Here is an 11,987-nt window from a genome sequence, read left to right as displayed (position 1 = left end):
GCGTGCCGACCCTCCCCCTCAAGGGGAGGGTGTATCTCGCGACTCGTCAACTTCGCTGTTTTGACCCCTTGGAGATTCTTTTGCCCAAAAAGCCCTCCAAACTCGACCGTTTCAAAATCGCCAACAGCCGGCGTCTGCGCGCCGGTTCGACCGATGCGGAAGCCAAGCTTTGGAAGCACTTGTGGCGCATCCCGATCGAAGGGACGCACTTTCGACGCCAAGTTCCGATCGGGCGCTATTTCGCTGATTTCGCCTGTCATCAGATCGGCCTGATCATCGAGCTTGACGGCAGCCAGCATGCGCAGGACGCGGCAAGGCGTTATGATGCCGAGCGCACGGCTTATCTTGAGAGCCAAGACTACCATGTCGTCCGATTCTGGAATGCCGAGGTCATGGATGAGGTCGAGGCGGTTCTCGATACGATATTTGCCATTGTGCAGCAGCGGCAAATTTTGCTAGCAGAGGCCGACCGTTTTCACCCCACTCCGGCACGCCGTGCCGACCCTCTCTCTCAAGGGGAGGGTGAGGAACCTTGACATGCCCGATCTCCTTCTCGAACTCCGCTCCGAGGAAATTCCCGCCCGTATGCAGCGCAAGGCTGCCGGCGACCTGAAGAAGCTGGTGACCGATGCCCTTATCGAAGCAGGTCTTTCTTATGAGGGTGCGAGGGAATATTGGACGCCGCGACGCCTTACGCTCGACATTCGAGGCCTGACAGCGCGCTCGGCCGATGTGCGCGAGGAGCGCAAGGGGCCGCGCACCGATGCTAACGAGAAAGCGATTGAAGGCTTCCTGCGTGGTGCGGGCCTGTCTTCCATTTCCGAAGCGCAGGTGCAAAGCGACCCGAAGAAGGGCGATTTCTACGTCGCGATCATTTCCAAGCCCGGCCGTGCCGCCGAGGAAATCGTCGCTGCGATCATGCCGGACATTGTAAGAAACTTCCCCTGGCCGAAATCCATGCGCTGGGGCAAGGCCTCGGTGAAGCCCGGTTCGCTGCGCTGGGTACGCCCGCTGCAGTCGATCGTCTGCACCTTCGGCACCGAGCATGAAGAAACCACGGTCATCCCCTTCGAGATCGACGGTATCGTCGCTTCGAACGTGACCTACGGCCATCGCTTCCATGCGCCCGATGCGATCACGGTCAAGCGCTTCGATGATTACGTCTCGAGCCTGGAAAAAGCCAATGTCATCCTCGATGCCGAGCGCCGCAAGGATATCATCCTGCATGATGCCCGCGATGTCGCCTTTGCGAACGGCTTGGAACTGGTCGAAGACGAAGGCCTGCTGGAAGAAGTATCCGGACTCGTCGAATGGCCGCAGGTGCTGATGGGCTTCTTCGAGGAGGATTATCTGTCGATCCCGTCCGAGATCATCCGCCTGACCATCAAGACCAATCAGAAGTGTTTCGTCACCCGCCCGCAAGGTTCCCACCTCCCCCATGAGGGGGGAGGTCGCAGCGAAGCTGCGGGTGGGGGTGACCCCTTGTTTCAGCAAAATCACCCCACCCCGGCACTGCGGGCCGACCCTCACCCTCAAGGGGAGGGTGCTTTGTCCAACCGCTTCGTTCTCGTCGCCAATATCCAGGCGACGGATGGCGGCGAGGAAATCATCCACGGTAACGGCAAGGTCGTGCGCGCCCGTCTTTCCGACGCGCTGCATTTCTGGAAGCGCGACCAGGGCGATCTGCCCGATCTCGAAACGCTGGAAGCGTCTGCTGCGAAATTCGGCCTCGATCTGAAGAAGCCGCTCGATCAGCGCATGGCAAAGCTCGATGCGCTCAACGTCACCTTCCATGCCAAGCTCGGCAGCCAGGGCGAGCGTGTCGCCCGTATCCGTGCGTTGGCCGCTGACCTCGCCAAGATTACCGGCGCCGATGCCGCGCTGGTCGACCGCGCCGTCGTGCTTGCCAAGGCCGACCTGCGCACCGAAGCCGTCGGCGAATTCCCCGAGCTGCAGGGCGTTATGGGCCGCAAATACGCATCGCTGCAGGGCGAGAACGCCTCCGTCGCAACCGCGATCGAAGATCACTATAAGCCGCAAGGCCCCTCCGACCGCGTCCCCGAAGACAAGGTTGCGATCACCGTAGCACTCGCCGACAAGCTGGACACGCTCGTCGGCTTCTGGGCGATCGACGAAAAGCCCACGGGCTCGAAGGATCCTTACGCGCTGCGCCGTGCAGCCCTTGGCGTCGTCCGCATCCTCTTGGAGCGCGGCGTTCGCCTGCCGCTGCTCGCGACCGCTGGGGATGCCGATCTGCTCGCCTTCTTCCATGATCGCCTCAAGGTCTATCTGCGCGATCTCGGCGCCCGCCATGACCTGATCGATGCCGTGCTGACGCCGGAGGCTGACGATCTGTTGATGGTCGCCCGCCGCGTCGAAGCGCTGACGGCCTTCATCACGTCGGAGGACGGCAAGAACCTTTTGGCCGGCACCAAACGTGCCACCCAGCTTCTGGCCGCCGAAGAGAAGAAGGGCACCGTCGTTGCCGACAGCGTTTCGGAAGCCTTGCTGAAGCTCGACGCGGAAAAAGATCTCTTTGCTGCCGTGAAGGCTGCCTCCGCCGAAGCCTCCGATGCGATCGCCAAGGAAGATTTCCGCTCGGGCATGTCAGCCCTTTCCAAGCTGCGCGCGCCTGTCGACCGCTTCTTCGAAGACGTGCTCGTCAACGATGAGGACGCCGCCATCCGCGCCAATCGACTGGCGCTGCTGCGACTGATCCGCGAGGCCACCGGCACGGTCGCCGACTTCTCGAAGATCGCGGGCTGAACTGTCACTCTAAGTCTTTGATGCTTGTCAATGGTGGCGTATATGTTACCATTAACAAGCATGGAACTTATCGAGTATACCGATCGGCAGGGGAAAAGCCCCTTTGCCACGTGGTTCGCCACAATTGATACCAGAGCAGCTTTGAAAGTACGAACCGCTGTCGGGCGGATTGCGCACGGCCATACGTCGAACGTCAAAAGCGTTGGTGGCGGTGTGATGGAGTATCGCCTGGACTATGGACCGGGCTATCGCATCTATTTCGCTCGTCGCGGCGATAAGCTCGTAATCTTGTTAGCCGGCGGAACAAAAAAGCGGCAGCAAGCGGATATTGAGGCAGCACAAGAACGTTGGCTGGACTACAAACAGAGGAAGGGAGACTGAGATGGCACTGACGCGAGAATTTAGGGAAACGGTCATGGCCCGTGCTCAGGTCGATCCAGAGTTCCGGGCAGGGCTACTTTCGGAAGCCATCGAATTACTGCTCGCCGGCGAGATAGATGTCGGTAAGGACGTATTGCGCGATTTCATCAATGCCACCATCGGCTTCGAATCCCTCGCCGAAAAAGTCGGCATCCCGCCAAAGAGCCTGATGCGCATGTTCAGCGCCAAGGGTAATCCGCGCGCCGACAATCTTTTCAATATTATTAGCCAGTTACAGCAGTCCACTGGGGTGCATCTCGCTGTCGCGGCGGCTGCATGAAGCCTAAAATCCTCGTCAGCGCCTGCCTCATGGGCCATGCCGTCCGCTATGACGGTCGTTCCAAGCCGCTTGTCCATCCGGCGATCGATCGCTGGCGCGAGGAGGGGTTGTTGGTGACGATCTGTCCGGAAATGTCCGCCGGAATGGCCGTACCGAGACCGCCGGCCGAAATTGCAGGCGGTGCTACCGGCGAAGACGTGCTTGCCGGCTCCGCGTGTGTGGTGGAGATCACAGGCGGCGATGTCACGGCGGAGTTTCGTCAGGCGGCGGAGAATGCTTTGGCGCTCGCGACGGAAACCGGCTGTCGCTACGCTCTCTTGATCGACGGCAGCCCGTCCTGCGGCTCCGGCTTCATCTATGACGGCACATTTTCCGGCGGCCGGCAGAGCGGCAGGGGAGTGACTGCGGCACTACTCAAGCAGGCCGGCATCGAGGTCTATTCCGATCGTGAGATCGAGAAATTGGTCGAGCGGCTGAAGGCCGCGGACTGAAGCAGTCAACCGCAGCTTCAAAGAAAACCGCCGGACGCAAGCCCGGCGGTTTCGTGGTTTCTGGCCTATGTCGCTTAGGCGGCGCGGCGATGATCCATGGCCGAGCGACCTTCGTTGACGCGGAAGCCTCGGATGAGGGCGAGAAGATCCTCCGTATCGGCGGCGAGCGTCTCGGCCGATGCGGTGGTCTCCTCGGCCATGGCGGCGTTCTGCTGCGTGGCAGCGTCGAGCTGGTTCATCGACGACGAGATCGAGCGCAGCGTCGTATCCTGCTCGGAGGCGCTGTGGGCGATCTTCGAGACGATTTCGTTGGCGGCCTTGATCTGATCGGAGATGCGCTTCAGCGCTTCGCCTGCCTCGCCGACGAGGCGCACGCCCTGGTCGACCTGGCCGGAAGAGCGGGCGATCTGGTCCTTGATCTCCTTGGCGGCTGCCGCGGAGCGCTGGGCGAGTTCACGCACTTCCTGGGCGACGACGGCAAAACCCTTGCCGGATTCGCCGGCACGCGCTGCCTCGACGCCGGCATTGAGCGCCAGGAGGTTGGTCTGGAAGGCGATCTCGTCGATCACGCCGATGATCTTGCCGATCTCCGCGGAAGACTTCTCGATGCCGCTCATCGCTTCGATTGCCTGGGCAACCACTGCATCGCTGCGCGATGCTTCGGCGCTGACGGCATGAACGCGCTTGCTGGCCTCATCGGCGCCTTCCGCCGTCTGGCGCACGGCGACGGTGAGTTCATCGAGTGCTGCCGAGGTTTCTTCCAGGCTGGCGGCTTGGCGCTCGGTGCGCTGCGACAGCTCGTTGGAGGCACGACGGATCTCTTCCTTGCTGAGGCCGATGTCGTTGCCCTTGGCGTTGACGCGGCCCATCGCGGCTTCGAGGTGCGACAGCGCCTCGTTGAAGTTATTGCGAAGGCCGGCATAGCTGGCGCCGAGATCGCCGCAGCGTATCGTCAGGTTACCCTGGGCGAGGTCTTCGAGCGCCTTGCCGATGATGGAGACGACGCGCGCCTGTTCGCGGGCTTCGTCCTGCTGCTGGCGCAGATTCTGTTCGCGCTCGTTGCTGATTTCGAGTTCCTGTGCGGCCTGGCGGTCGGTCAGCATATGACGTTCGCGAACCTTCTCCTGCAGTGCTTGGGTTGCCTTGGCCATCAGGCCGATTTCGTTGCGCATCTCGGCATGCGGTATGACCATCTTCACGTCTTCGTCGGCCACTGCCTTGAGCGCGGCATGGACTTCGGCGAGCGGCTTCGTGATGCCGCGGATGAAATAAAGGGCCGCACCGACGCCGATCACGAAGACGAGGCCGCAGATGAGCAGGGCACGCCACATCGTTGCGTTGATCTGCGCATCCAGGTCGTCCATGTAGACGCCGCAGCCGAGCACGATCTGCCAGGGAGCGAAGGCGGCCGAATAGCTGCCCTTCAGGAAGAAATCGCTTTCGGGATGGCCGGGCTTGTTCCAGTAATAGATGGTGCGGCCACCGCCCTTGATGCCCTTCTCCACCATTTCCTTGCTGAAATGGGTGCCGTTCTTGTCGACTTGGCCGGACATGTCCTTGCCGATGTTGACCGGGCTCGGGTGAATGCGCTGCACGACATTGTAGTCGAAGCCGAAGAAATAGCCTGATGGTGCGAAGCTGACATGCGACAAGACCTTGAAGGCCTCGGCCTGGGCGGCCTCATGCGTCATCTCGCCGGATTTTTCGCGCTGATAATACTGATTCAAGACGGAGATGCCGGATTCGACCTGCGTGCGCAGCATGTCGAAGCGGTCGTCATAGATGGAATCGGCTTGTGACCGGATCTGAAAATAGGTGGCCACGGCGAAGGCGGCCATCAGGACGCCGAGCAGGGCAAAGAGTTGATGCGCAATCTTGAGATTCTTCATAATGCCTCCCACAGGTAGGTGAATACCGGTGCGGTATCCTACCGCCTGTGCGATCGCCTGAGAGATTCTCAATACGTTTGCCGCCGCTCGAATGACATGCTGCTGTCCGGTGATGAGTAAAATCGCCGTTTATGTCTAAAAATTCTTTAATTTTAAGGGAGTGGTTGTATTTGTCGCGAGTTGAAACTGGAGATATGCCGCCTCACCACAAATAATACTTATGCAGGCTTACGAATAACTTCAGTTATTCCGTGTTCATCTTTTTGTAATTTAGGAATATCGAATATTATACGATGTATAAAGTGTGCCAAGCCGTTGCTCCTTAGGCTCAGCAATGATCGGCAAATATCGTCGCAACGAATGGCGCCTGCAGCTATTGACGCAGCTGGAAGCCGGAGAGGTCGAGGGCTTTGGGAGCCGCCGTGATATCAGGCAGGGCTGCGGTCTTCACCGCCAGATCGATCCCATCGATTGGTTCAGCGGTGGCGGCCAGGGCTTCCGGTGTCGGCTTGCTGACGAACATGACGGGGGATCCGCCCATCCAGGCTTCTGTCCGCACGACCTTCTTTTCGCCGTCTATGCTGCGGACCACGACCGATTGCGTGCCAGGCGCCAATGTCGGCACCTTGTATTCTTTTTCAGCCACTTTCGGCTTGAGGGGAGGGCAGTCGGCGCAGCTCTTGTCGACGATGCTGCTGTCGCCACTCTGCATCGTGCCGTCGATGGACTGGATGGAGGAGGCCATGGCGGAGCCGCCAGCCAGAATGCATGCCAAGGTCAGAAAGAAGGAACGCATAACAACAACTCCGTCCATAATGACGAAGACTTTAGCGGGCCTTTATTTCCATCCCGTCAGGAGATTAGGTAAACATTTAATGGACTTGCGCTTGCAAAAGCGCCGAGATGTTTACGCCTCGCGCTCGACGGCACGCCAGCCGATGTCGCTGCGATAGAAGCCGTTGTCCCATTCCACCTCGCTGGCAAGGGCATAGGCGCGCTCTTTTGCTTCGCCCACCGTCTTGCCCGTTGCCGTAATGTTCAGCACGCGGCCGCCGGTCGCCACCAGCGCGCCGTCCTTCAGGCCTGTCCCGGCATGAAACACTTTCGCGCCTTCGCCGTCGGCCGGCAGCGCGGCGATCGGCGTGTTCTTGGCATAGGAGCCGGGATAGCCCTTCGAAGCCATGACGACGGTCAGCGCCGGATCGTCGCTCCATTCGGCCGTCACCTGATCCAGCGTGCCGTTGGCGCAGGCAAAGAGCAGCGGCAGCAGATCGCTCTTCAGCCGCATCATCAGCACCTGGCATTCGGGATCGCCGAAACGGACGTTGTATTCGATGAGTTCAGGACCCTTGGCGGTAATCATCAGTCCGGCGAAGAAGACGCCGCTGAAGGGATGGCCGCTTTTCGCCATGCCGCGCATCGTCGGCTCGATGATTTCCTTCATGGTGCGCTCGACCATTTCGGGCGTCATGACGGGGGCGGGGGAATAGGCGCCCATGCCGCCGGTGTTCGGCCCGGTATCGCCGTCGCCGACGCGCTTGTGGTCCTGCGCGGTCGCAAGCGCCAGCACATGCTTGCCGTCGCAAAGGCAGAAGAAGCTCGCCTCCTCGCCGTCGAGATAGGCTTCGATCACAACTTCGGCGCCGGCCTCGCCGAAGGCACCCTCGAAGCAATCGTCGATCGCCGCAAGCGCCTCGTCGATCGTCATCGCGACGGTGACGCCTTTACCCGCCGCAAGGCCGTCCGCCTTCACAACGATCGGCGCCCCTTGTGCGCGGACATAGGCTTTCGCCTTCGGTGCATTGTTGAAGCGCTGGTAGGCCCCGGTCGGAATATTGTAGCGGGCGCAGATATCCTTGGTGAAACCCTTGGACCCTTCGAGCTGGGCGGCGGCGGCGGAAGGGCCGAAGACGGCAATACCGGCGGCGCGCAGCTTGTCGGAAATGCCGGCGACCAGCGGCGCTTCGGGGCCAACCACGACGAAGTCGATGGCCTTGTCCTTGCAGAAGGTAATGACCGCATCATGATCGTCGATATCGAGCACGGCGAGTGTCGCATGCTCGGCAATGCCGGGATTGCCGGGCGCGGCATAGAATTCCGTCATGAGAGGCGATTGCGCCAGTTTCCAGGCCAGCGAATGCTCGCGTCCGCCCGATCCGATCAACAGAACTCTCATGGCTTGCCCTTTCGTTGCGTCCTTTTGCGCGGTTAAGGGTGCTTGGGCCAAAGGTCAAGCGGCAAATCCTGTGGAGGCCGGGCCGGCAACATTGCCATGCCTTTTTATCCCGCTAAAGCGGAAGCGCTTCTGCCTCACGCCATCTCCATACCCGGATTGGCGTGTTCCGTGCCGAAACCGCTTCTTATGTCCGCGGGATCATGCTTATGGTCCCTCACGATCGTTCAGTTCAGAGAGACACATGGCCGCTGATATCCGTTCCCTTGCCGCAACCATCGCCGCCGAGATCAACTCCCGCTCGGACCAGGCCAAGGCCGCCATCGAGTTGCTCGATGAAGGCGCGACCGTGCCCTTCATCGCACGCTACCGTAAGGAAGTGACCGGCGGCCTGGATGACACGCAGCTTCGCAACCTCGCGGAGCGGCTCGTCTATCTGCGCGAATTGGAAGGCCGCCGCGCCGCCATCATCGAATCGATCAACGGTCAAGGCAAGATGACCGACGAGCTGATGGCCAAGATCGCAACTGTGGCCACCAAGTCCGAGCTGGAAGATCTCTATCTGCCCTATAAGCCAAAACGCCGTACCCGCGCCGAGATTGCGAGAGAGCGTGGCCTCGGCCCCTTGGCCGACACCATCCTTGCCGATCGTTCGAAGGAGCCTTCCGCCCTCGCCGAAGGTTTCCTGACCGCCGATGTCCCCGATGTGAAGACGGCGCTGGAAGGTGCGCGTGATATCATCGCCGAAGGCATTGCCGAAAATGCCGATCTGCTCGGTAAGCTGCGCAATTACATGAAGACCAATGCCACGCTGAAGGCTGCCGTCGTCGACGGCAAGCAGGAAGCTGGCGCTAAGTTCTCGGATTATTTTGCACATCAGGAACGCTGGGCGACGGCTCCCGGCCATCGCGCGCTCGCCATGCTGCGCGGCTGGAACGAAGAGGTGCTGACGCTGAACATCGAAGTCGATACCGACGCCGTCTCGCCCAACAAGCCGGTCGAGCGCATGGTCACCTCGGCCTATGATATCGGCGCAAGCCGGCCCGGCGACCGCTGGCTGACGGAGGTCGCGAGCTGGACCTGGCGCGTGAAGCTTTCAATGTCGCTCTCGCTCGACCTGATGCGCGAGTTGCGGGAGAGGGCGGAGGAGGAGGCCATCCATGTCTTCGCCCGCAATCTGAAGGATCTGCTGCTCGCCGCTCCCGCCGGCTCGCGCGCCACCATGGGCCTCGATCCCGGCATCCGCACCGGCGTCAAGGTTGCCGTGGTCGATGGCACCGGCAAGCTCCTGGAAACGACGACGGTCTATCCCTTCCCGCCGAAGAATGACGTGCGCGGCACGCAGGCCACACTTGCCTCGCTCGTCCGCAAGCACAAGATCGAGCTGATCGCCATCGGCAACGGCACCGGCAGCCGTGAAACCGAGAAGCTGGTGGCCGACATGCTGGCGGAATTGCCGGCGCCGAAGCCGACCAAGGTCATCGTCTCCGAAGCCGGCGCATCGGTCTACTCCGCCTCGGAAACGGCGGCGCTGGAATTCCCCGGCCTCGATGTCTCGCTGCGCGGCGCCGTTTCCATCGCCCGCCGCCTGCAGGATCCGCTGGCCGAACTGGTAAAGATCGAGCCGAAGTCGATCGGCGTCGGCCAGTATCAGCACGATGTCGACCAGCAGAAACTGTCGCGTTCGCTGGATGCGGTGGTCGAGGATGCGGTGAACGCCGTCGGTGTCGATCTGAACACGGCGTCTGCGCCGCTGCTATCCCGCGTCTCGGGCCTGGGGCCCTCGATCGCCGATGCCATCGTCAAGCATCGTGACGGCGAGGGCCCGTTCGAGACGCGGCGCGATCTCCTGAAGGTCGCGCGCCTCGGCCAGCGCACTTTCGAGCAATGCGCCGGCTTCCTGCGCATTCCCAACGGCAAGGAGCCGCTCGATGCTTCCTCCGTGCATCCCGAAGCCTATGGCGTCGCCAAGAAGATCGTTGCCGCCTGCGGCCGCGACTTGCGCACGCTGATGGGCGATACGGCGATGTTGAAGGCTGTCGATCCCAGGCAGTTCATCGACGACAAGTTCGGTCTGCCGACCGTGCGCGACATCATCTCCGAGCTGGAAAAGCCGGGCCGGGACCCGCGCCCGAGCTTCAAGACCGCAACCTTTGCCGAAGGCGTCAACGAGATCGGCGATCTCAAGCCTGGAATGCTGCTGGAAGGCACCGTGACCAATGTCGCCGCCTTCGGCGCCTTCGTCGACATCGGCGTCCATCAGGATGGTTTGGTGCATGTCTCGCAGCTGGCGGACCGCTTCGTCAAGGATCCGCATGAGGTCGTGAAGGCTGGCGACGTCGTCAAGGTCACGGTCGTGGAAGTCGACGTCAAGCGCAAGCGAATCGGCCTCTCCATGCGCAAAGACGGCGGCGCCATGGCGGCTCCGTCCGGACGTGAGTCGCGCGAGCAGGGTAGCGCACGCAATGCTGGCGTTAGGGAGAATACCCGTCCGAAGGCCGAACAACAGGGTAGTTTCGGAGCCGCTTTGGCCGACGCATTTAAACGAAAATAAGGACTTAGCGGAACTCCGTGCAAGAATGCCACACTCTGGCAGCGTTGTTGCCAGGGTGCCAATGACTGCGAAAAGCTACGCTTGCCACAATGCTGTGAGACGTTAAAGTTGCCTTAATGTCATGTCATAACATTCGAGGCGTCCATGGCGTCGGCACTCTTTTCTCTCGTCAAGAAACTCGTCCGTAAAGGTTCACTGAGGCTTACGCTCGCATCCGGCGAGACCCATATGGTCGGCGACGGAACCGGCGAGACGGTGGCCGTTCGTTTTGCCGATCAGCAGGCGGAAGACGCCGTCGCGCGCGATCCGACGCTCAAGCTCGGCGAGATGTACATGGAGGGCCGCTTCATCCTCGAGCAGGGGGATATCTATGAATTCCTCTCGCTGGTGAAGCAGAATACCACCAACGAGATTTTCGATTTCCGCATGGCCGCGCTGCTACTCGGCCGCATCGCCTGGCAGCAGATCAAAAGTCGCTCGCCGATCAACCGCAACAAGCACAATGTTGCGCATCACTATGACCTGTCGGCAAAGCTGTTCGATCTCTTCCTCGATGAGGATTGGCAATATTCCTGCGCCTATTTCAATCCGCCCGGCATCAGCCTGTACGAAGCGCAATTGGCCAAGAAACGCCATATCGCGGCGAAGCTGCTGGTCGAGCCCGGCCAGAAGGTGCTGGAGATCGGCTCCGGCTGGGGCGGCATGGCCATGTATCTTGCCGAAGCCTATCCCGGCCTCGATGTGACGGGCATTACGCTCAGCGAAGAGCAGCTGAAAGTATCGCGTGACCGCGCGGCAAAGCGCGGCCTTTCCGATCGCGTCCGCTTCGAGCTGCAGGACTATCGCTATATGACCGGCCGGAAGTTCGACCGCATCGTCTCCGTCGGCATGTTCGAGCATGTCGGCATCGGTGACTACGGCAAGTACTTTCGCAAGGTTTCGGAGCTGCTCGACGACAACGGCGTCATGCTGCTGCATTCGATCGCGCGTCCGAAGCCGAGCTATGCCACCAACGCCTTCATCGAAAAGTATATCTTCCCCGGCGGCTATATACCGTCGATCGGCGAGACCACGCCACCGCTGGAGAAGGCGGGCTTGCTGACGAGGGATGTCGAAACCCTGCCGATGCACTATGCCTATACGCTTCGGCACTGGCGCAATCGCTTCGTGGCGCGCAAGGCCGATGCCGTCTCCCTCTACGACGAGAAGTTCTTCCGCATGTGGGAGTTCTATCTGGCCGGTTCCGAAATGGGCTTCCGCTGGGATGAGCTGTTCATCATGCAGATCCAGATCGCTAAAAACCAGTTCGCCGTACCGGACAACCGCAATTACATCTGGGAACGCGAGGCGAAGCTGAAGGAATTCGAGGCAGAGCGGGCACCTCTGGAGAAGGTGACGTTCTAGCTGGGGTTTG

9 protein-coding genes and 1 pseudogene are annotated in these 11,987 nt (G+C 60.8%); 7 read left to right on the top strand and 3 right to left on the bottom strand.

What is annotated here, in order from left to right:
- From ACPYOP_RS16960 to ACPYOP_RS16940, 5 genes are all read left to right on the top strand, one after another.
- A partial coding sequence (locus ACPYOP_RS16960) for an endonuclease domain-containing protein (RefSeq protein WP_481411527.1) occupies positions 1 to 536 on the top strand: 536 nt, incomplete at its 5' end.
- A gap of 1 nt (position 537) precedes the next feature.
- Positions 538 to 2,766 carry a glycine--tRNA ligase subunit beta gene (glyS, locus tag ACPYOP_RS16955; RefSeq protein WP_481411526.1) on the top strand — a complete coding sequence of 743 codons (2,229 nt, stop codon included), beginning with the start codon at positions 538 to 540 and terminating at the stop codon, positions 2,764 to 2,766.
- Between the two features lie 60 nt (positions 2,767 to 2,826).
- A complete protein-coding gene (locus ACPYOP_RS16950) occupies positions 2,827 to 3,147 on the top strand; it encodes a type II toxin-antitoxin system RelE/ParE family toxin (RefSeq protein WP_481411525.1) in 321 nt (106 codons plus the stop codon).
- A 1-nt stretch (position 3,148) separates the two neighbouring features.
- Positions 3,149 to 3,466, top strand: a complete 318-nt coding sequence (locus ACPYOP_RS16945) for a helix-turn-helix domain-containing transcriptional regulator (RefSeq protein WP_481411524.1) — start codon at positions 3,149 to 3,151, stop codon at positions 3,464 to 3,466.
- On the top strand, positions 3,463 to 3,957 hold the full coding sequence (locus tag ACPYOP_RS16940) for a 2-thiouracil desulfurase family protein (protein ID WP_481411523.1): 495 nt from the start codon (positions 3,463 to 3,465) through the stop codon (positions 3,955 to 3,957). The genes ACPYOP_RS16945 and ACPYOP_RS16940 overlap by 4 nt, the downstream gene beginning before the upstream one ends.
- Positions 3,958 to 4,031: 74 nt before the next feature.
- On the opposite strand, the gene ACPYOP_RS16935 is transcribed toward ACPYOP_RS16940, so the two are convergent.
- The 3 genes from ACPYOP_RS16935 to purD all read right to left on the bottom strand — a co-directional run bounded on the left by ACPYOP_RS16935 (position 4,032) and on the right by purD (position 8,022).
- Positions 4,032 to 5,846: a methyl-accepting chemotaxis protein gene (locus ACPYOP_RS16935; protein ID WP_481411522.1), complete on the bottom strand. Its 1,815-nt coding sequence runs from the start codon at positions 5,844 to 5,846 to the stop codon at positions 4,032 to 4,034.
- A 373-nt stretch (positions 5,847 to 6,219) separates the two neighbouring features.
- Positions 6,220 to 6,642 carry a plant virulence effector HPE1-like domain-containing protein gene (locus tag ACPYOP_RS16930; RefSeq protein WP_481411521.1) on the bottom strand — a complete coding sequence of 141 codons (423 nt, stop codon included), beginning with the start codon at positions 6,640 to 6,642 and terminating at the stop codon, positions 6,220 to 6,222.
- A 111-nt stretch (positions 6,643 to 6,753) separates the two neighbouring features.
- Positions 6,754 to 8,022: a phosphoribosylamine--glycine ligase gene (purD, locus tag ACPYOP_RS16925; RefSeq protein ID WP_481411520.1), complete on the bottom strand. Its 1,269-nt coding sequence runs from the start codon at positions 8,020 to 8,022 to the stop codon at positions 6,754 to 6,756.
- A gap of 241 nt (positions 8,023 to 8,263) precedes the next feature.
- Between purD and ACPYOP_RS16920 the strand changes: the two are divergent.
- Both ACPYOP_RS16920 and ACPYOP_RS16915 read left to right on the top strand, forming a co-directional pair.
- A pseudogene (locus ACPYOP_RS16920) lies at positions 8,264 to 10,427 on the top strand (Tex family protein); the annotation flags it as partial.
- A 290-nt stretch (positions 10,428 to 10,717) separates the two neighbouring features.
- On the top strand, positions 10,718 to 11,977 hold the full coding sequence (locus tag ACPYOP_RS16915; protein ID WP_481411519.1) for a class I SAM-dependent methyltransferase: 1,260 nt from the start codon (positions 10,718 to 10,720) through the stop codon (positions 11,975 to 11,977).
- The last annotated feature ends 10 nt before the right edge of the window (positions 11,978 to 11,987 follow it).

The sequence above is a fragment of the Rhizobium sp. KNZ2-6A genome (assembly GCF_056755475.1).
Note: the sequence above shows the minus strand (reverse complement) of the source record. Positions and strands in the feature narration are given on the sequence as shown.